The sequence below is a fragment of the Bremerella alba genome (assembly GCF_013618625.1).
In the GTDB taxonomy this organism is placed as follows: Bacteria; Planctomycetota; Planctomycetia; order Pirellulales; family Pirellulaceae; genus Bremerella; species Bremerella alba.
The window spans coordinates 366,607-385,968 of record NZ_JABRWO010000002.1; the positions used below are offsets into that span (position 1 = coordinate 366,607).

Annotated in this window: 20 protein-coding genes and 3 pseudogenes; 11 read left to right on the forward strand and 12 right to left on the reverse strand. The window is 58.0% G+C overall.

The window, feature by feature from the left end:
- Window positions 1-378: 378 nt before the first annotated feature.
- From HOV93_RS04620 to HOV93_RS04630, 3 genes are all read right to left on the reverse strand, one after another.
- Window positions 379-1,299 (reverse strand): IS3 family transposase, encoded by a 921-nt coding sequence (locus HOV93_RS04620; protein ID WP_315853344.1) that lies wholly within the window; start codon window positions 1,297-1,299, stop codon window positions 379-381.
- 41 nt (window positions 1,300-1,340) lie between these two features.
- The gene (ltrA, locus tag HOV93_RS04625; protein ID WP_207395292.1) at window positions 1,341-2,561 is read right to left on the reverse strand and encodes a group II intron reverse transcriptase/maturase; all 1,221 of its coding nucleotides are present in this window, start codon (window positions 2,559-2,561) and stop codon (window positions 1,341-1,343) included.
- Window positions 2,562-3,245: 684 nt separating this feature from the next.
- Window positions 3,246-3,554, reverse strand: a complete 309-nt coding sequence (locus HOV93_RS04630) for a transposase (protein WP_207395293.1) — start codon at window positions 3,552-3,554, stop codon at window positions 3,246-3,248.
- Between the two features lie 200 nt (window positions 3,555-3,754).
- Between HOV93_RS04630 and HOV93_RS04635 the strand changes: the two genes are divergently transcribed.
- The 10 genes and pseudogenes from HOV93_RS04635 (at window position 3,755) to HOV93_RS04700 (ending at window position 11,138) form a co-directional block, all read left to right on the forward strand.
- Entirely contained in the window at window positions 3,755-4,159 is a 405-nt protein-coding gene (locus HOV93_RS04635) for a DUF1559 domain-containing protein (RefSeq protein WP_261358564.1), read from the forward strand.
- A 173-nt stretch (window positions 4,160-4,332) separates the two neighbouring features.
- Window positions 4,333-4,671, forward strand: a complete 339-nt coding sequence (locus tag HOV93_RS04640) for a hypothetical protein (RefSeq protein ID WP_207395295.1) — start codon at window positions 4,333-4,335, stop codon at window positions 4,669-4,671.
- A 198-nt stretch (window positions 4,672-4,869) separates the two neighbouring features.
- Window positions 4,870-5,781, forward strand: a complete 912-nt coding sequence (locus tag HOV93_RS04645) for a dihydrodipicolinate synthase family protein (protein ID WP_207395296.1) — start codon at window positions 4,870-4,872, stop codon at window positions 5,779-5,781.
- Window positions 5,782-5,951: 170 nt separating this feature from the next.
- Window positions 5,952-7,100: pseudogene (locus HOV93_RS25610) on the forward strand (sodium:solute symporter).
- Window positions 7,061-7,426 carry a hypothetical protein gene (locus HOV93_RS04660; RefSeq protein WP_207395299.1) on the forward strand — a complete coding sequence of 122 codons (366 nt, stop codon included), beginning with the start codon at window positions 7,061-7,063 and terminating at the stop codon, window positions 7,424-7,426. Before HOV93_RS25610 ends, HOV93_RS04660 begins: the two are co-directional and overlap by 40 nt.
- Window positions 7,423-8,141 (forward strand): annotated as a pseudogene (locus HOV93_RS04670) (succinylglutamate desuccinylase/aspartoacylase family protein). Before HOV93_RS04660 ends, HOV93_RS04670 begins: the two are co-directional and overlap by 4 nt.
- Window positions 8,142-8,333: 192 nt before the next feature.
- Entirely contained in the window at window positions 8,334-9,191 is an 858-nt protein-coding gene (locus HOV93_RS04680; RefSeq protein ID WP_207395303.1) for an SDR family NAD(P)-dependent oxidoreductase, read from the forward strand.
- 47 nt (window positions 9,192-9,238) lie between these two features.
- A pseudogene (locus HOV93_RS26555) lies at window positions 9,239-9,760 on the forward strand (PLP-dependent lyase/thiolase).
- A 235-nt stretch (window positions 9,761-9,995) separates the two neighbouring features.
- Window positions 9,996-10,217, forward strand: coding sequence for a hypothetical protein (locus HOV93_RS04695; RefSeq protein WP_207395306.1), 222 nt, complete (start codon window positions 9,996-9,998; stop codon window positions 10,215-10,217).
- 333 nt (window positions 10,218-10,550) lie between these two features.
- A complete protein-coding gene (locus HOV93_RS04700; protein WP_207395307.1) occupies window positions 10,551-11,138 on the forward strand; it encodes a HEAT repeat domain-containing protein in 588 nt (195 codons plus the stop codon).
- Between the two features lie 216 nt (window positions 11,139-11,354).
- Here the strand turns inward: HOV93_RS04700 and HOV93_RS26560 are convergent, their stop codons facing one another.
- From HOV93_RS26560 to HOV93_RS04730, 7 genes are all read right to left on the reverse strand, one after another.
- Window positions 11,355-11,453, reverse strand: coding sequence for a hypothetical protein (locus tag HOV93_RS26560; protein WP_390813830.1), 99 nt, complete (start codon window positions 11,451-11,453; stop codon window positions 11,355-11,357).
- 202 nt (window positions 11,454-11,655) lie between these two features.
- Window positions 11,656-11,802, reverse strand: coding sequence for a hypothetical protein (locus HOV93_RS04705; RefSeq protein WP_207395308.1), 147 nt, complete (start codon window positions 11,800-11,802; stop codon window positions 11,656-11,658).
- Between the two features lie 21 nt (window positions 11,803-11,823).
- On the reverse strand, window positions 11,824-12,207 hold the full coding sequence (locus HOV93_RS04710) for a hypothetical protein (RefSeq protein WP_207395309.1): 384 nt from the start codon (window positions 12,205-12,207) through the stop codon (window positions 11,824-11,826).
- Window positions 12,204-12,386 (reverse strand): hypothetical protein, encoded by a 183-nt coding sequence (locus tag HOV93_RS04715; protein ID WP_207395310.1) that lies wholly within the window; start codon window positions 12,384-12,386, stop codon window positions 12,204-12,206. Before HOV93_RS04715 ends, HOV93_RS04710 begins: the two co-directional genes overlap by 4 nt.
- A 29-nt stretch (window positions 12,387-12,415) precedes the next feature.
- Window positions 12,416-13,507 carry a dipeptidase gene (locus tag HOV93_RS04720; RefSeq protein WP_207395311.1) on the reverse strand — a complete coding sequence of 364 codons (1,092 nt, stop codon included), beginning with the start codon at window positions 13,505-13,507 and terminating at the stop codon, window positions 12,416-12,418.
- Window positions 13,508-13,612: 105 nt separating this feature from the next.
- Complete coding sequence (locus HOV93_RS04725; RefSeq protein ID WP_235989814.1) at window positions 13,613-14,383, reverse strand: SDR family NAD(P)-dependent oxidoreductase; 771 nt, start codon at window positions 14,381-14,383, stop codon at window positions 13,613-13,615.
- Window positions 14,380-15,183 carry an HpcH/HpaI aldolase family protein gene (locus HOV93_RS04730; protein WP_207395313.1) on the reverse strand — a complete coding sequence of 268 codons (804 nt, stop codon included), beginning with the start codon at window positions 15,181-15,183 and terminating at the stop codon, window positions 14,380-14,382. Before HOV93_RS04730 ends, HOV93_RS04725 begins: the two co-directional genes overlap by 4 nt.
- Before the next feature lie 181 nt (window positions 15,184-15,364).
- Between HOV93_RS04730 and HOV93_RS04735 the strand changes: the two genes are divergently transcribed.
- Window positions 15,365-16,966: a sodium:solute symporter family transporter gene (locus HOV93_RS04735; protein ID WP_207395314.1), complete on the forward strand. Its 1,602-nt coding sequence runs from the start codon at window positions 15,365-15,367 to the stop codon at window positions 16,964-16,966.
- An 89-nt stretch (window positions 16,967-17,055) separates the two neighbouring features.
- Here HOV93_RS04735 and HOV93_RS04740 read toward each other — a convergent pair whose 3' ends face one another.
- A complete protein-coding gene (locus HOV93_RS04740; protein WP_207395315.1) occupies window positions 17,056-18,303 on the reverse strand; it encodes a sialidase family protein in 1,248 nt (415 codons plus the stop codon).
- A gap of 50 nt (window positions 18,304-18,353) precedes the next feature.
- Entirely contained in the window at window positions 18,354-19,319 is a 966-nt protein-coding gene (locus HOV93_RS04745) for a mannonate dehydratase (protein ID WP_207395316.1), read from the reverse strand.
- Window positions 19,320-19,362: the final 43 nt, after the last annotated feature.

Genomic DNA, 19,362 nt, shown 5'->3' on the forward strand with positions numbered 1-19,362 from the left:
AGCCGTGAAATTCCGCAAGCATAGTGCACACAGCGTGACTGCTCGCGTGTATTCAGCATCCGAGTTCCCTACCTACAATGTAGAGGTAAATCCGATACCGAAAAAGGCTCTGATTTGAGAATCTGGGCAATTGACCGATCCGTTTGACGACCTGGTTACATCACTTCTTGGGCTTCCCAGGTGAGGATGCAAAGCGACTATCCGACAAACCAATCTCTAATGATCTGAGGAACGACAGGTTGAACCATATATGCGATAGGTACTCGACAACGGTCGGCGTTAAGAGTGAGACGAGAATAGGTTTTTCAGGCATACACATGAGCCGAAAGGGAAGTAGTGCGATAGCCCACGACTTTCGGACAGTGGCGGGCCGTCGTTTTACGCCGCTAATACCGGGGCGTGTTCGGCTTCGTATTGATCGGGCGACTTGTAGCCCAGCGTCTGGTGGAGTCGCGTTCGATTGTAAAACGTTTCGATGTATGTGAACACGCTCAGCCGAGCATCTTCCAGCGTGTCGTACTTGTGATGCTTCGTCCATTCGTGTTTGAGCGACCAGAAGAACCGTTCGGCCACCGCATTGTCGTAGCAGTTGCCGCGGCGACTCATCGAGCAGGTGATGCCCATCGTCCGCAGTGTTCGCTGGTAGGCGTCGCTCGTATACTGACAGCCGCGATCGCTGTGATGCAGAAGTTCTCCCCGCTTAGGCGATCGCTTTTCGATCGCGTCTCGCAACGCATTGCTCACCAGGCAAGTCTCCAGCGAATCACTCAACGACCAGCCGACCACCTTGCGACTAAACAAGTCGATTACGACCGCCAGGTAAACCCAGCCATGCGCTGTCGGCAGGTAGGTGATATCGGTCACCCACTTTTGGTTTGGTGCCTCGGCGGTGAAGTCGCGATCCAGCACGTTCGCCGCGGGCCGCTTCGACGGATCGCTTTGCGTCGTAGTCGGCTTAAACTTGCGCGTCACGCAGCTTTTCAGGCCTAAATCACGCATGGCACGAGCCACCGTGTTGCGACAGGCCGACTCCAGATCGTCCCGCTGAGCAAGCTCTTGAGCGATCTTATACGAACCGTAATTAGCGTGACTTTCATCGAATGCCTGACGAACCGAAGCATGAATCTTCTGGCGACGAACTGCACGCGGACTCAATGGCCGCTCAACCGACGCATAGAAGCCAGAGCGGCTTACCTTTAGCAGTCGACACATGGCAGCCACCGGAAAGGAGTCTCGGTGCCGAGCAATCCAGGCGTACCTCATGTCGACTCCTTCGCGAAGTACGCCGTTGGCTCCCACAGATCCGTACGTGCCCGCATTAGGGCATACGGCTCTTCACATCAAACGTTTGCCTCGCGATCTTTGAGGACTGAGTGAACAACTCGCAGTTGAGGAAGCGGAAACGAGACGAGTAGCCGGTTGAACTTGTCCCAATCGAGTTTCCGCTTGCGGTGTCGACGGCTGAGCCAGCGACGCCATGTGCGATGAACCAGAAAGCGAAACGTTTGCAGCGACTCACCGTTGCCCGTGATTCCGTAATACGCGTCGTGTCCTCGGACTTTCCGAGATAGTGCAGCATGCTGGTCGACCAGCCGATCATGGCGATGGGCTTTGCACCAACTGCCAATGGCCTGAACGGAACGAGTCAGACGGGAGGACATCGTCTTGCGTTTGACAACTCGCTTGCCGCTGCGAGAGCGGCTCCAGTAATGCGTGAACCCCAGTAAATCGAACGTTTCGGATTTATTAGGGGCATTTCCGGACTTGCCCGGAGACAACAGCGGCCGTCGAAAGTCAACGAGCCGCGTTTTCTCCGGATGAATTGTCAGACCGTATTTTGAGCAACGCTTGTCCAATACGGTCAACACACGACGAGCGTCCGATTCCACTTCAAAGATCATCACCGCATCATCCGCGTACCGAACCAGATGGGCCCGGGCACGCATCCGCGGCAGAACATCGTTGTGAAACCACTCGTCCAGAACGTAGTGTAGATAGACGTTCGCCAACAGTGGCGAAATCACTCCACCCTGCGGGCTGACAAAGTCTGGGTAACTCACGTTACCCGACTCCAAGACGCCCGCGTTCAGCCATTTGCCGACTAGGCGTAATAGTACGCCGTCGCGAACTCGTCGCTGAAGAAACGCTCGGAGATGGCCGTGGTCCAGCGTATCGAAGAACTTACGTAGATCGACCTTCAGAACAAAACCGCCTCGCAGATCCATCGTATGTCGCCACGTCGCATCAATCGCCTGATGTGTCGAACGGCCGGGACGAAAACCGTATGAGCAGTCACGAAAGTCCTGTTCGTAGATCGGCTCCAGCAGCATGAGCACGGCTCGCTGCAACAGCTTGTCTTCAAATGTCGGAACACCAATCGGTCGCGTTTCGCTGCTGCCCGCTTTCGGTATCTGAACCCGGCGCACTGGAGGTGCGCGGTAGGTTCCCGAGTGAATCCGGTTCAGCAACGATTGCAGGTTGGCCGTGAGATCCGCTTCGTAGTCGACGGCCGTTTGGCCATCGACCCCCAGCGGGTGCGGCGATACGCTTCGAGTAGCCATTCCAAATCAATCAAGTGATGGAGGCTAGTGAAAACCATTTCAGGCGAACGTTTCGCCAACTCGGCTATCCGGTGCTGTTTCGAGGATACGTTATTCAAGTTTCTGAGCACCTGACGTAGGTCCCAACACCGGTTGTTTAATGTGACGTCCCGCTTCCCTCCACCGGGTCCCCGCTGAGCGGCAGGTTCCCCGACTTCGGCGGTACTATCAGGACGCTCCGACTCCCTCTCGTTCATCCCGCCTCGCTTCGGGTCGCGTCACTCGGCGGTACCACGTTTCGCTGCGGTTCGCTTCGTATCTTCCATCGACACCACAGCCGGACGATGGACCGAGAGTTGGTCATCCGGTCTCTCATCCGGAAAGTTACGTGGAAACAAGAGGGCCTCCCAGGTTTCCGGGGAACCCCAAGATCCATTTGCACATGTTCTTCGACCCCGGTCGGACAACAGGCCGCTCACCAAAACGCGGTTGTTGCACGGCTCCCGCTAAAAAGAAAACGAAAGCTCCAACGTGAAATCCTCTTTCGAGGCTCAATAGCATGGCTTCTGGACTCGCTGTCTACGCTTCGCAGCGTCGGTTGCCCGAACACCACGCAAGACTCGCTTCCGGCTGCTGGTCAAGCTCTGCCGGGTGAGATTCAACTCACTGGGTTCCGATGAAAGGTTTCATGCGATCATGTCATGATCACTCCCCCTTTCCCGAACTTTGCCTGGCGCAACTTTTTTTTAGAATTTCGCGTTCCATCTCGGTCTGCTTGAGCTGTCTGCGAAGTCGCTTCAATTCGGCCTGCATCTCCTCCATGGTCGCGTTCTCACCGCATGGCTCTGGCGGCGGATCTAGTTTGACATGCCAACTCCGCAGCGTCGCCTCGCACACGGCAACTGCCTGGCAGGCTTTTTTAAACGAGTATCCCTCTTCAACCACCAACCGCACGGCGTCTTGCTTGAACTCATCGCTGTAGGTGGGGCGTTTTCTTTTCGCTTGTTCGTCCACTATTCGGACCTCCTTCAGGAACCATTATCCCGGCCCCCGCCACTGTCCGAAAGTCGTGGGCTATCGCAACCAACTACAATTTGCTTAAGGCCGCGTTGCTCGACCGAATCCCCACGAACTGGCCATCGAATGGCGTTTACCGTTAACTCAGCTGACATCGTGTTAGCGTTACCATCTACATCGGTTGATTTTATACTCCGTTGTGGGGAGTATCTGGGGCTCGCTTTCTGAGGGTCATTCTGATCGGGATCCTCATCCGCGTATGGCCGATTGCCCATAGCGGTCGCGATGGAACCCAGGCTCGCGATGAAGTGAGCTCGGTCGGGTACGACAAGGACGGCATGTTCTTTCTGAACTCGAAGACAGGGTTTCGCGACATTGTCAATGGAACGAGCAACACCTTGGCATTCGCCGAGAGTGTCGGCAACGGACCCGGATCGCATGACATCTGGGGATGGGGAGCTTACGGCGGAGTCATGGCAACCAGTAGCGGCATCAATGCGAACTTTCCACTGCTTAGCGGTTGGGCGTTTTCCAACGACGCATTCAACGGACCCGGCAGATATCACCCCAGTGGATGCCAAGCACTGCTGGGAGATGGTTAGGTTCGATTCCTTTCCGAGAACATTCAGCTGGATGCGCTCTTGGACCTGACGACGATCAACGGCGGCGAAGTCGTTGAAGAGTATTAAGTCGTTTGTAATGAGCCTGGGGCCGGCGTTGGCTCCAGGCATTCCGTCTCATTCTTTCAAATCGTACGCAGGTCTCGATGAGTGCCATGAAATACACATTGTCATTACTCTGTCTGTTGATGTTGACGCTCGGGTGTTATTCCTCCAGTGGTCCCGACCTGATTTCCGTTCAAGGAAACGTCGTCTACCAAGGTGCTCCGGTTAAAGAAGGCGTGGTGAAGTTCATTCCAGCCCAAGGGGTGAAAGCCCCGGCCCGAACGGTTCCGGTTGTCGATGGCAACTACGAACTGGACGGGCGTTTCGGGCTGATGCTGGGAACCTACAACGTGAAGATCGAAGGGTATGAAGGGGAAGACGTGCCGTTGAGCGATCCCACGCAAAAGGTAACGACACGTCGTAAGATCTTGCCGGCTAAGTACAGATAGAAGTCGGAGATTCAGCCGGTGACGGTGATCCTTGAAGAGAAGCGGTTGAAGCAAGACTTCCAATTGGATTAACACGACAAGCGGTGACGGTGACAATCCGATGATGCGCTCGCACGTATGTGTGCCCGCGTGCGGTTTCGTCACTGCGATTTGCCAACTGCCAACCCGACGCATCCCCCTGGGAGTCTCCTTCGATTTATGGCTACACGATTAATCTCCGCAATTTGTACTCCGCTCGACTCGCACGGCAATCTGCACGCCGACGGCTTGTCGGCTCATCTCGAAGCGCAGCTGGACGCCGGCATCGATGGGATTCTGGCGGCCGGTACCATGGGGCTGATGCAGCTTCAGACCGACCAGGCGCACCAGCAATTGGTGGAGGTCAGCGCGGCTTGCGTCGCCAGTCGTTGTGAATTGTGGGTGGGTGTCGGTGACACCAGTTATCAGCGAACGCTGGCCCGCATTCGTATAGCCGAACGATACGCCGTCGATGGGCTGGTGGTGCTGACGCCGTACCTGATGAAGTTCTCGCAAGCGGAACTCCGCAGCTATTACTGGCAGCTGGCCGACGTCGCCCAGCGGCCCCTTTTTCTATACGACTTGCCGGGGCTGACCGGGACAGAACTCTCTTTGGAGTTAATCGAACAGGTTATCCAGCATCCCAACATTCACGGCCTGAAATGTACGCGAACCTGGCAGTGGACCGTTGATTTGTGGAATCGCATTGGTGATCGTACGCGGATCGTTCCGGCTCAACCGGAACGTGTGGCGGACTTGATTCGCCTGGGTGTGCCGGACAACCTCGATGGCCTGTTCCCGCTGTTCCCTCATCAGGCCAGGGCCTTGGCCGAAGCGGCCGATCGCGGAGATTTTGCGGAAGCCAAACGCCTGCAAGAGGAACTCTCGGCATTCCTGCCAGTTGCTCGGGAAGCGGGACTGTTTGGATCGGTGACGGCCGTGCTCAATGCGATGGGTATCCCAGTCGAAATGGCCCCGGAACCATCACAGCGACTCGATGAAAAGCAACGTGCCCGCTTGTTGGCTCAGGCACCTATTCAACGTTTGATCGAGAACGAAACGAAGCGACCTGTTTTTCATTCCAGCTCGTAACGGCACCGGGGATTGATAGTATGCAGTGGAAACGAATGGGCCTGATTCTTGCGATGGTTCTCAGCACAACCTGCGGCGTGACCGCGCAGGAAGTCGGTGCCGCCGAGCAGCCTGGGCCGGTTTCCTTCAGTTGGATCAATTGGGTTGTCCTGGCCGTCTATCTCGCGGGAATGATCGGCGTAGGGATCTTCTTCTCACGTCGCGAATCGGACAGCCGTGACTTCTTCTTAGCTGGTGACCGTATCCCTTGGTGGGCAGCTGGTCTGTCGATCTATGGTACCCAGTTGTCGGCGATTACGTTCATAGCGGTGCCTGCGTTGGCGTTCACCCCCGGCGGCAACTGGACTCGGCTGGTCAGCAGTTGGACGATTCAGCTGCTGGCCCCGCTGATTATCTATTTCATTTTGCCGCTGTTTCGCCGACTCAACGTTCAAACCGCCTACGAGTACCTGGAATATCGATTCAACGTCGTCATTCGCTGGCTGGCCAGCTTGACGTTTATTGCGTTCCAGGTAGACCGCATGGGAATCGTCTTGCTACTGCCTGCGGTCGCCATTTCGGCCGCGACCGGCTTGAACGTGTTATTGGCAATCGTGGTCATGGGAGCCTTGGCCACCACGTACACGGTGCTGGGTGGTATTGAAGCGGCAATCTGGACCGACGTGGTGCAGGTCGTTGTCTTGATCGGTGGAGCGATTATCTGTCTGGGGGCGGCGGTCGGGGCAGTCGGAGGCCCGACGACTGCCTGGGACCTGGCTCATGCCGCCGAGAAAACAACGATCTTCGACTGATCGACTTCACTCGATGCGACCACGAGCTGGGTGCTGATCATCGGGTTCTTCTTCATCAACCTGGTCTCGTACACGACCGATCAAACGGTCATCCAACGCTACCTGACCACCAAAGACGAGAAGGCCGCCGCGCGAAGTATTTGGCTGAATGGCTTGATGAGCATTCCTACGGCTATTCTTTTCATGACGCTGGGGACATCGTTGTGGGTTTTCTACGAAGTGCATCCTGAACTGCCGACACCTGAAAGCGCCGATCAGATTGTTCCCTGGTTCATCGTACGCGAGCTGCGGGTGGGCGTCGCCGGCCTGGTGATTGCCGGGATCTTTGCGGCGGCGATGAGCTCGTTGGACTCCAGCATGAACGCGATCGCCTCGGCATCTGTCAATGACTTCTGGCTGCGTCTGCGAAAAGAGACGACGCCGCACCAGGAACTGCAAGTCGCTCGAATGTTAACGCTGGGGATAGGCGTGCTGGGAACTGGATGGGGTTGTCTAGCATTACCTCGCTGTTCGATTACTTCAATTTAATGATCGGCATGCTGGGCGGAGGTCTTGCCGGCGTTTTCGTCTTGGCGGTCTTCACGACCCGAGCCCATTGGCTGGGAGCGTTGATCGGCTTGTTATCGGGAGCGGTCGCCACCGGGTTGGTGCAGCTGAGCAGCTCGATCCATGTTTACCTGGCCGGCGCGGCTGGCACCGTGACGTGCGTTGCCGTGGGTTACCTGGCCAGTTGGTTGATTCCCGCCCTGCAAAAAGATCTGACCGGGCTGACCATTCACACACTGCGTTCTGCGCCCTCGCCGACGGACGATGAGTTGGCGTGTTCTGAATCGTTGGAAGTTTCCACGCGATGACCGTACCGACTATCGCCATCGAAGGAGAGTGCACCGGACCGAGCCTGTTGATTCTGGCCGGCATCCACGGGGACGAGTACGAACCGATCGAGGCCGTCTATCGCCTAGCCGAGGCGTTAGATACTGCTGAGCTGACGGGAAAGTTTGTCTTGGTGCCGATCGCCAATCGCCCGGCATTTTGCGGCAGAGCCGAGTCGGTAACGATGACCTGGACCTGGCGGGGACCTTTCCGGGGCATGCCGAGGGAACCGCGACGCAGCAGATTGCTTTCGAGCTAACCCAGTTGATCGAGAAGGCCGACTTTCTAATCGACCTGCACACCGGTGGCCTGGCAATGGAGATTGCTCCGTTGGTGGGCTACATGCTGGTGGCCGACGCGAGTGTGCTCGAATGCCAGCGACGCACGGCTCAGGCATTCGGCTTGCCGATTGTGTGGGGCACGTCGTCCCAGCTGGAAGGGCGTTCGCTTTCCGCGGCACGCGACGCGAAGGTCCCGGCTATTTATGCCGAGTGGGGAGGGGGCGGAGGTAGCCAGGCCGCTGGCGTCGAGGCGTACGTGAAGGGCTGTCTGCGGGTGCTTATGGCGTTGGACATGCTGGCGGGCGACGTCGATGAAGCGGAGACACGCGTTGCGTGGTCGAAGACGATCAAGCGCAGAGTGGGCATCTGCAACGCAACTATCCCGCACCGCACGCAGGCTACTATCGTCCGCTGATCGAGCTGCAAGCTTCGGTCGTTCCTGGTTATTCGCTGGGGTATTTGCTTGATCTCGAAACGCGACAGGAAACCGCCATTCGTTCGTCGCAGCAGGGAATGCTGATCACGCGGAGGGCATTGCCGGTCGTGCAAAAAGGCGACTGCCTGGCGGTGATTCTTGAGGAGACCGAACGGTGAAAGGAGCCGCGCGATGAACGATCGTCCTGTTGCATTTATTACCGGCGCTTCGCAAGGTTTGGGAGCGGCCACCGCTGCAGGGTTTATCGGCAATGGCTACGATTGTTTTCTCGTCGCGCGGAATCGCCAGAACCTGAAAGCCGTTGCCTCGCGGGTCGCTATCGACGGTGCTCAGGCCGCCGTTTGTGCCGGAGACCTGGGCGACCTGAGCTTTGCCCAAGAGGCCGTCGAAAGCTGTTTCGAGCAATTCGGCCGGATTGATGTGTTGGTCAATAACGCCGCCTGGAGAAACATCGGCACGATGCGTCAGATGGAACTCGAAGAATGGGAGAAGACGCTTCGTATTTGCTTAACGGCGCCGGCCTTCCTGGCGAAGTGGTGTGGCGAGAAGATGCAAGCCATCGGGCGCGGCGTCATCCTGAACGTTTTCAGTATTCAATCCAAGATGGCCCCCGTCATTTGCCCTGCATATGTGGCCGCGAAAGGTGGTCTCGACGCGCTGACGTACGAACTTGCGGCGCTGTTTGGCCCGAGCGGCATTCGAGTTCTCGGGCTCAACTTGGGTGCCATCGCGACAGAAATGAGCGCGCACTACGTTGCCGAGAATGGTGACAACTTAAGTCAACACTTGCGGCAATTTGCGGAGGACATGATCCCGCTGCGGCGTTTTGCCGAGCCGGAAGAAATGGCCCGCACGATGGTGATGCTGGCCGACGAAAGGGCGAACTACATGCCCGGAGCTTGCCTAGAGATTGACGGGGTATGGAGTCATCAGGCCACGCCCTGTTCGCTCAAGCACCGACAGTTTCCCCAGGAGTTTTCACGTAGATGCATCGGGAACGATTCACAACCAGCCTGCCGTTGTCGTTAGGCGAAGGAAATACGCCGCTGCTCCGCTCTCGCCGTATTGGTCCGGCGATGGGTTTGGCGAACCTCTTCTTCAAGCTCGAGTCGCTCAAGCCGACCGGCTCGTACAAGGACCGGTTCGCGTAGCTGGCCATCTCGGACATGATGGCTCGCGGAAAGGATCATGTTCTGGCGACCTCCAGCGGAAACACAGGTGCTGCCTTGGCCGCCTACAGCGCGGCCGCTGGCATGAAGTGAACCATTTCCGTTGTCGATGGAGCTCCGATCGGGAAGCTGCATCAAATGATGGCTTACCGAGCGGATATCCAAAAGGTCCGCGGCTTTGATCTCGATGCCGAAGTAACGCAGCAGACGTTCGACTTCCTGATGCAGGCCGGCAGCCAGTCGGAAACGCAGCTGCAGATTAGCGCGTATCAATACGGCCCCATCGGGATGTCCGGCGTTGAAAGCATCAGTCGCGAAATCACCCAGCAGTTGCACGCGGTCGATCTTTATGCCGATCATGTTTTCAGCTGCGCTGGAGGGGGAGGGCTGACCTTGGCGGTCGGCCGAGGTTTTCAAACGCTGGCATAGCAGGGGAGTAGACTGCCCCGCGTGCATTGCGTGCAGCCAGGGGGAACAACACGATCGCCGGTCCGCTCAAAGAGGGCCAGCTTCGCGCGCAAGCGGTAAGATGTACGTCGAAGATCAGCGGACTTCAGGTCGCGTCGGTCATTGACGGGCACGAAGTGGTTGCGGCCTGTCGAGCCACCCAGGGGACCAGCGTGCTGGTTGAGGATGACGCGATCTATCGAACCCAACAGCATCTTTGCCAGGACGAAGGCATCTTCGCCGAGCCGGCAGAGGCCGTCCCTTTGGCTGGATGGTCGCCGAAGGCTGGGTTTCAGCCGAGGAGACGGTGGTGTGCCTGGTTACTGGAACCGGCTTCAAGGGTCCCGCCTCGGTCGAGTCGATGTTGGCACCTGTCGCTTGTGAAACGGTTTCTCTCAAGCAGATCCAGGAACGCGTTCATGCGACGACTTCACCCTAAATCGAAAGTGGAAAGTGCGATGCAGCGAATAGAAATCGTTTGGGTTGCCATCGTGGGGCTGCTATTCGTTGGGCAGCCCAGTGTGGCAACTGCCGAAGATGCGGACGCAACGCGAGCTGCCTGCCTGCAGGTACTGCGCGATGGCCTGGCGAGCAATCACTTCTGGCCGTCGATGCATGCGGCGGAAGCATTGACCATGGACGGGCATGGTGCCAAGGTGATCAAGGCGATGTCCAAGCAGCTCGATATGGGTAGGATGATCAGCACCGCTGCGGACTTGCTCGCGAACTGTTTCGTGCCGGCAACAACGATGTGCTGGTGGTATTCAATCAGGTGCTTCGATCCACGAATCCGCACGACCACTGGCATGCCTGTGAATCGTTGTTCAAGATCGGCCAGACGGGCGACAAGCGGCTGCTGTTGCCGTACTTTGCGGATGACTCGCAGCCGATCAAGCAGCTTCTCGCGGCAGCCGTTTTGACCAACGGCGACCATCCGACGGCCAAGCAAAAGATCCGAGCCCTAGTGGATGCGGAAGCGGAAAACGTGGCAGGCATCGCGGCCTGGATTCTGACCGTGCATGGCGATGCAAGTGATGTGGACCGCTTGCGTGCAAGAAGGAAGCAGATCGAATCCGCAAAGTACCGGTTCTTCTTCACGGCAGCGGTGGCCATGCAGGGAGACCTGGACTCGATCGGTTTGCTGCAAAAGGGACTCCAGTCGGAAGACACAGCAATCCGGGTGTACGCCGCCGAATTTTGCGGGCGAGCTGGTATTGAGGCTTCGCGTGATGACTTGCTCCTCCTGCTCCAAGACGAAGACCTCGACGTGCGTATTCGTGCCGCACAGGCACTGCTGCTGATCGACCGCCCTAGCCGACGATGCCGGGTTCTTAGAAGAAGATGCGCACGGCGCTGGTGACGTCGTAGGCTTCACTGACCAGCGGAATGAGCTTCCACTTGTTGAACGTCGTGCAGGGATGCGAGATGCGAGATGCTCAACGCCACCATGTCGCCGGGAGCTAAAGGCGAACTCTCTGGCAGATCGACCAGCGCATGTTGATCGTTCAAAGATTGCAGATAGGACGAAGCGTCGATCGGTTGGGGCCGCTCATGTTCGCGCGGACGAAACCTTTTCTCAAGCCTGAGCAGTCCGGGATCCGAAGGAACAGTCGCGCTTGCCCAAGTTGAGCACGGCTCGTGTGGGTTCGGGGCGCGACTGCACGTAGGCCCACAATTCGAGGGCCTATTGAAGCCCCGATTGCGGTTCGCTGGAAGGGGGACAGCGGTTTAGCATCTGCTGGTGAAACTTCTGATAGACGCCCGAGTCGTGCGTCAGGTTGCTGCTCAACCGGGAAGTGGTCGCGTGCCTGGACCACTAAATCGAGAAAGGCCGAACCGCCGGCGCTGAGGATGGGATACTCGGAATCGATGAGCCCTTATAGACGACACGTGTCGGCCACTTCACACAGTTTTTTCAGGTACTGGCGAACAAGTCGTTCGGTCTCTTGGTCGCTACTTCCCGAGAGGATGCCCTCGAAGCCTTCCATGCCGCGAAGTCGTAGCCAGCCGGCATGCTCCTTCACTTCGGACGCGACTTGTACCCCTTAGGCGAGCTCGCGCACGCCGGTGCGGCCTCCGGTGATTCTGACTTCCAAAAGTAGTTCGATTGGCCGCGGTAGCTGAAGACGCTTGGCCGTGTCGGCGAGCAAGCGAACCGTTTCGATCGGATCGACCAGGCACAAGATCTCCAACGAATCAACCTGCAACAACTGCCGCACGAGGAACTCGGCGGCGGGCCGGTCGATGATTTGATTGGCCAGCAAGATCTTCGATACGCCATAGTGCCGGGCAACGGCAACTTGCTGAACCGTAGCCGGCGTAATCCCCTGGGCTCCATCTTCCAGTTGTTGGGTGAACAACTGCGGGGCCATCGTCGTTTTGCCGTGAGGATAGAACCGGGCCCCTGTTTGTTTCAGGAATTGCTTCATCCACGCGCGATTGTGGTATAGCTCTGGCGATTTGATAACCAGATCGGCAGCGACAGAACTTCTTGCAGAATGTTCCAGCCCTGCTGGCCGATGTCGCGAAGGCGAAAAGGAGAGCCCCCTCCGGGGATCCCTTTGTAGCGATCATCGATCCAAGAGTTTTCGATGCGATCGAGATTCATAGTAAGTCGGTCTCTGGGCGGTTTAGCGTCTATTGAGGAAGGGAATTGGAAAGGAGTCGCAGCCAGTTTCCGTGACAGATGGCGTCGATGTCTGAGTCGGCATAGCCATGCTCGCTGAGCAGTTCCGCAAACCGCTGAAGGTCGGCGATGGAATCCATATCGTGCGGGGTCTGCTCGGTGCCGAATCCTCCGTCCAGGTCGCTGCCAATTCCCAGGCAGCCCGTGCTTCCGGTCAGTTGGCAAATATGTTCGACCTGGTGTACCGCATTCTGCAATCCCACCCGACTGCGATCGCCCCCGGACTGTTTCCAGTCAGGCGATAACATCCAGGCATCGAAGGGTACGCCAATCACAGCATCTCGTTGGGCGAGTGTGATGATCTGAGAATCGGTCAATTGGCGATCGCCGGGCACCAATTCGCGGCACGCATGATGACTTGCCCAGACGGGACCGTCGAATAGATCGAACGCTTCCCGCATCGAGTCGTCGCTCAAGTGCGTGACATCCAGGGCCATCCCCAATTGTTGCATCGCATGCAGCAGGTTGCGACCTTCTGCGGTTAGGGGGCCTGCGGTGCTTGTGCCGCAGGCGAAATGACTTCGCCCGTAGTGAGCGGGCCCGATCGCTCGCAGGCCGAGATCCCACCACGGCGACAGCGTGTCTGACGACAAGATCGGGTCCGCCCCTTCCATCGACAGGATCATGCCAATGGGAAGGTCTTCCAGGGGCTGGCCCGATGTCCATTGTTCCCAATGCGCCCATAGATCATTGCGGGTACGAATACATTTGATGTCACCTTGCCGCTCCCACTCTCGGTAGCAGGCCAGTTGTCCGTGGGCTGCAGCGTGACAGGCCAAGCGTGTCGCATGATCCAGATCAGTCCGGCGGTATCGGGGCGAGCGGCGATGGTCGGGACCGCTGCGCGATAGAAGTGTGGCGATGCAGAGACCGATTCCAGCGCGTCGCATTTCCGGAAAGGTGACGGTGCCTCGTCCACGAAGAGGAGCGTCCTGCATGGAAGACTCCGCCGCACGCATCTCGCGTAGCGGAAGGGTCAGGTCGCGGTCGAAAGCGGTCGTATTCCAGGCCAGGTCAAGATGAGCATCAACGATCAGACGCACGTGCAAACTCCCATGCATCAAGGGAAGGCAACAAGGTTCTCCGCCACCGATAGCGACAGGCTGGCAAATGGCGAGGTGCAAATGATTCAAGCGGGATGGATGGCATTAGTCGAGCATGCGTCCATCGCGAAAACGAAACGCGCCATCCACGGGAAGGATCGTGCCGGTGATGTAGTCGGCGTCGGGTGACATCAAAAACAAGGCCGCTCGTCCGATATCTTGCGGTGTGCCCAGCTTTCCCCAGGGGAGTTTGGGGGCTTCCTCCTCGAAGAACTTCGGCGTGAATGCTTCGCGTTCGCCGGGCGTGTCGATCCAGCCTGGTTCGATCACGTTGACATTGATGCGATGGCGGGCCAGTTCGATGGCGATCGTTTGGGCAAATTGATTCAGGCCTGCCTTGGCGGCGCAGTACGCGCTTTTGTGTGCCATCGGTCGCTGGGCGAGGACACTCGAAATGAAGACCAATTTCCCTTCGATTTGTTGGTCGACCATTTGCCGGGCAACAAGCTGGCTCATGTGGAACCCACTGAAAAGGGTTCCCTGGATGACGCGCTGAAAGTCTTCGGGGTTCAAGTCAAGGAAGGCAGAGACTCGCTGAAACGCGGGGCAGCTCACCAGGCCGTGGATGGGGCCGGCCTGCTGCAGCGCTTCTTTCAACAGGGTTTCGCACCCGGTGCGGGTGAAGACATCGGCTTCAATGCCCTTCACGTCGGCACCCAAGTCACACAGCTCTTGCACGGTCGCTGCAAGGTCTTCGCTGCCGGAGCGATCATTGATCACGAGGGTTGCCCCCGCGCGTGCCAACTGGACGGCACACCCTTTCCCGATCCCCCGGCCCGCGGCCGTAACTATAATCGTTTTGCCTTGGAGTTTCATGCTCTGTGTGCCGGTTTCACCATGCCGTTACTCGCAGGAGCCAAGGCGTCCGTGAATTCGCCGGACCACTGCTCCAGCATTTGCAACATCGCCAGGAAGTCGTTTCCATATGCCAACAGCTGAGCGCCTTGGTCTCGCCGGGTGCGGATACTTTCGGCCGCGACGGGCAGTCCCCAGGCCTTGTTGCTCTTGGTTGCGATTTCGGCAACATGCGAGATCGCGGCTTCGACACTCATGGCCGTGGGATCGTGGGCCACGCGAATGCCCAGGTCGCCGGGCCCGACAAACAGGCCGTCGACCCCTGGCGTGCTGGCGATCTTCTCCGCGTTCTCGATGGCCGTTGGAGTCTCGAGTTGAACGACCAGGAACGTCTCTCGATTGGCATGCTCGATGTAGTCATTCAAGTTGTGTCCGAGGTAGTCGCTGTCGAGGTTCGCGCCACAGATTCCCCGGTCTCCCAACGGTGGAAACTTCACGACTTCCACCAGCTCCTGTGCCAGTTCCGGCGTCGACACATGGGGAATTAAGAGACCGGTCGCTCCATCTTCGAGATAGCGATACAAAGACGTTCGGTCGCGTGTCTTGGGGCGAACCATGCAGTCGATGTCGTGCATGTGGAAGTGCGGCATCAGACTGCGAAATTCCTCGGTGGAAATCGGGTTATGCTCGAGGTCGAGCCAGATGCAGTCGTAACCGTGACGAGCGGCATGGGCGACATACGACGGGATGAAGTGCCCGAGCGAGCAAATGCGAACCGGTTCTCCGTTTCGCAACCGGGCGAGTGTGCGGCTGTTTCTCATGGACGTTCCTTTTGGGCACAAGTCAAACACAAGGAATGAATTGTTGACGGACAAAGGTCATTTCTATATTATAAACACATCGTGTCAATATATGGAATGTGCGTCGCAGGGCAATGCCTGCGAATCGCAGTTTTGTGAAGCGTTGACCTGGTGAAATATGGGGCGAAGGTTAAACGGTCGATTGCTGTCGCGGTGCTTCTGGGTGGTGGTCTTTCACCTGGGCGCGGAGGCGTCTGCTGGCGTGGCGTTGGCCGAGGACGGGACGGCATCGTCGGTTTCAAAGCAGGCAGCCGCCGAACTGGCATCGCGCTCGATCGGTAGTTTGGATTGGGCCGTCATTGTGCTTTACATGCTGGGGATGCTAGGCGTGGGGGCCTACTATTCCTGGAAGGTGGAAACGTCGGACGACTACCTGCTGGGCGGTCGGAACATGAAGCCCTGGGCGGTTGGCCTGTCGTTGTTCGCGACGCTGCTCAGTACGATCACCTATCTCTCTTTGCCGGGCGAAGTCATCAAGCATGGCCCGATGATGCTGTGCTCGCTGTTGGCCTATCCTTTCATTGCGGTTGCCGTCGGTTGGCTTTTGATTCCTCATTTCATGAAACTAAAAGTGACCAGTGCTTACGAAGTGTTGGAGGTGCGTCTCGGCTTGCAGGTGCGGCTGGTTGGGGCCGGGCTGTTCTTGCTGCTGCGGCTGCTGTGGATGGCGGTCATCATTTACGCGACGGTGAGCAGCGTCCTGATTCCGTTGATGGGGCTCTCCGAGGCGATGACGCCCTGGCTGTGCGGTATCTTGTGCCTGATCACCATCATCTACACGTCGATGGGCGGACTGCGGGCAGTGGTCTTCACCGATGCCGTGCAGACGGCCATCTTGTTCGGGGGCGTGCTCCTGACGTTGGGTATGATTTCGGTGGACATGGGGGGCGTCAGCCAGTGGTGGCCCGATCAATGGGACCCCAACTGGCAAGAGCCTGCGATCGGTTACGACCCCAACCAGCGCGTGACGCTGCTGGGGGCGATGATTGCCACGTTCACGATGTTCGTGTGCATGGCCGGATCGGACCAGATGGCGATCCAGCGCTACCTGGCCACGCGTGATGTTTCCTCGGCACGGCGGATGTATGTTGTTTCGCTGGTGGCTGGCGGCGTGGTTCAAATTCTGCTCGCGTTTTTGGGCGTGGCCCTTCTCAGCTACTACAAAGTCCATCCCGAATATCTATTGGATGGGCAAACGATTACGTCCGACGCCGACCTCTTGTTTCCGCAGTTCATCAGCATCGGCTTGCCCAGCGGAATCAGTGGCCTGGTGGTCGCCGGTTTGCTGGCTGCGGCCATGTCGAGTCTTTCGTCGGGCTTGAATTCTTCCTGCTCGGTCGTCGCGATCGACTTTATCAATCGGTTTCGCAACGATGTGAATCCCCAGGATCACGTCCAGCAGTTTCGCGTCATCTCGATCGTTCTCGGAGTGATCGTGGTACTGATCAGCTCGGTGGTGGGCTCCATCGAGGGAAACATGTTGGAGATCGCATTCAAGGTTGTAAACTTGCTGGTGGCTCCTTTGTTCGGGCTGTTTGTGATGGCGTTGTTCGTCCCGTGGGCGAATTCCAGCGGGACGATCGTCGGGGCCGTGGCCGGGGTGGCGACAGCTTGCTTGGTCAATTACTGGCCTGAAATCACCGGAACGCAGGGCATCAGCTTTTTGTGGGCGATGCCCCTTTCGCTCTTGGTTCAGACCATCGTCGGTATGGTCATTAGTGCCATCGGGCCGCAACGAAAGTAGGGTCTGCTGTGCGGACCGGAAACCACTGCAATGGTCCGCACAGCAGACCCTACTTTGACCGTTCAAACACTTGCTGGCAGGGCCTAGCTTTACGAGGCAACCAGGCGGTTCGGTTGGCTCCATTTCAGCCGAGCCATGAGCGTGTCTCCACGTTTCATGCTGCCCATGTAACCGGCTTCGCCCACGGTCACCCACGACTCGCCCAACGAGGCATTGACTACGTGAAAGTTGCCCATCCGCGGAACACGCTTCGGGTCGTTGATTCCATCTCCGACCAGCGGCAGTGCGATCTGTTCGGTTTCGCGGATGAGTTGCAGGCTTTCCGGATCGACCTGGCAGACATACAGCGGTGCGCGCCAACGGAATACGCTTTGGTTGGGTTTGTCTTTGCGTGTGTAAACCAGGAACAGCCCGTCGGAGTGCGTCAGCCAATGCTGCTGCGTGGTCGACATGGTCAGTGGCTCGCCGTTGTCCCAGCTCCATGCCTTCTTGGCCGACCACTTCAGCCCGTCGTCGCTGACGGCGACATAGCCGCGATTGTCTTCGGCGCGAATGGTGATGAAGTAGCGCCCCTGATGCTGAGCGACCGAAGGCTCGAGGAGGCCTCGTCCGACGTTGTTGACCAGGGGATCGCCAACTTGCTTGATGACGAGGTTTTCGCCATCGAAGCCACAACGCACGCCAGCGACCAGCCGATGTTTGCCTTGGTCCCCAAAGGTGAATGACATCAGGACATCGCCATCCGGCAGCACGACTCGCTGGCCACAGTTATTGGAATAGATAAAGCTACCGCGGGGGTCATCCCAGACCAGCTTTTTGCGATCGCTCCAGTTGCCGTCGCTGTCTCGGACGCTGTACATCGGGTAGCGGGCCAGTTGATCGCCCCCTGAGAAGTGATTGCCGCGATAGTAGACGCAATGACCTACGGCCAGGGTTGTGTTGGTGGGGGGATGGTATTCCGGGACGACATCGCAGACTCCGATCTTCAATCCGTCGTGACCTGGCACGGGTCGTAAGTCGAACGCGGGAATCAACTCGGGAGTCGACCAGGTTTCTCCCAGGTCTTCGGTCGCCGACCAATGAACCGGTCCAAAGAAATCGGAGCCGGTGATCTCTTGCGTCGTCATCAAGATCAAGGGAGAGGCTGACTGGCGGTCGACGACACATGCCCGTGGATGGAACCAGTTGATCGACTTGCCATCGCGGTTTTCCCAGATCGTCTCATGTTCGATCGACTGAATCAGCGGCTGCGCATCTCGCTGGGCCCAAGCGGTGCCGGCGAAGGTGGCCGCACAAGTTCCGGCCAGGAAATGTCGACGAGAGATGGATGGCAGCATGGTTCTATTTCCCTGGAAGGTGGATTCAGGCAGAGGGTCGTTCAGGAAGGTCAGCCGACCGGTGTCGGCTCGGTCGCTTGCATGAGGGCACGGATGTAGCCAAACGCGAAGTAGCGGGCCAGCATGGTATATCCAGGCTGACCTTGCTCTTCGCCGGCGAGTTGCGGAACGTGATCGGGGCGGATCGGTCCGGTAAAACCGATCTCGCGGTAGGCTTTCATCGCGGCCAGCATGTCGGTGGGACCGTTGTCATGAAACGTCTCGACAAAGTCGTCCGCCGTTCCGCTTACGTCGCGAAAATGAACGTAGGCGATGCGCTGGCCCCATTTCCGGATGGTGGCAGGGATGTCGGCTCCGATCGCCGCAAAGTTGCCTTGGCAAAAGCAGATGGCGTTGCTGCGAGACGTCGAGAGGTCAAGCAGGCGATCGAAGTCCTCGACGCGGTTCATGATGCGGGCATGTTTCCCGAAGGAGGCCAGCGGAGGGTCGTCGGGGTGCATGGCCAGGGCAACGCCGGCCGCTTCGGCGGTCGGCAGGAGTTCTTCCAGCATGCGAGTGAGATTGTTCCACATCTGCGACGCCGTAAGCGGTGGTGTCGAATCGGCATGCGTTACCGAATGTAGTGATGCGGCACGCTCGGCATCGGCGATGCGAAAGGCCGTCGTGAGTGCTCCGCCGCGCTGTCGCACGTGAACATCGGTTCGGGCCCAGTCGGTTGCCGGCATGAAGTTGTAGCAGCAGATCGGCACTTGCGCTTCTGCCATGTGAACCAGCAACTGCTTCATACTGGCGAAATCTTGGGTCTGCTGCGGTGTGCCGAGGATGGCGTTCTGGATGGGAAGTTCGCCTTCGATGGCTGCGATCTTCAAGCCGAAGCGGCCCAGGCGTTCTCGAATCGCGACCAGGCTGGCAAGCTCTGGCCCAGGGTAGCGGACGGCAACGGCCTGGACCCCCAGCTGAGCGACGCGGGCCAGGTTCTCGTCGGATAGGGGAGTGACTACCGATGCTAGTTGCATGTCAGCCGATTCGGGGAAGCGAGGTGGAAGCGACGTTTTATGA

Excerpts from the sequence above, each read along its gene's own strand:
- HOV93_RS04645 (WP_207395296.1), top strand. The coding sequence starts at position 4,870 with ATGGCTACACGATTAATCTCCGCAATTTGTACTCCGCTCGACTCGCAC.
- HOV93_RS04680 (WP_207395303.1), top strand. The coding sequence starts at position 8,334 with ATGAACGATCGTCCTGTTGCATTTATTACCGGCGCTTCGCAAGGTTTG.
- HOV93_RS04730 (WP_207395313.1), bottom strand. The coding sequence starts at position 15,183 with ATGAGAAACAGCCGCACACTCGCCCGGTTGCGAAACGGAGAACCGGTT.
- HOV93_RS04715 (WP_207395310.1), bottom strand. The coding sequence starts at position 12,386 with ATGAATCTCGATCGCATCGAAAACTCTTGGATCGATGATCGCTACAAA.
- HOV93_RS04740 (WP_207395315.1), bottom strand. The coding sequence starts at position 18,303 with ATGCTGCCATCCATCTCTCGTCGACATTTCCTGGCCGGAACTTGTGCG.
- HOV93_RS04745 (WP_207395316.1), bottom strand. The coding sequence starts at position 19,319 with ATGCAACTAGCATCGGTAGTCACTCCCCTATCCGACGAGAACCTGGCC.
- HOV93_RS04725 (WP_235989814.1), bottom strand. The coding sequence starts at position 14,383 with ATGAAACTCCAAGGCAAAACGATTATAGTTACGGCCGCGGGCCGGGGG.
- ltrA (WP_207395292.1), bottom strand. The coding sequence starts at position 2,561 with ATGGCTACTCGAAGCGTATCGCCGCACCCGCTGGGGGTCGATGGCCAA.
- HOV93_RS04710 (WP_207395309.1), bottom strand. The coding sequence starts at position 12,207 with ATGAAGCAATTCCTGAAACAAACAGGGGCCCGGTTCTATCCTCACGGC.
- HOV93_RS04640 (WP_207395295.1), top strand. The coding sequence starts at position 4,333 with ATGAAATACACATTGTCATTACTCTGTCTGTTGATGTTGACGCTCGGG.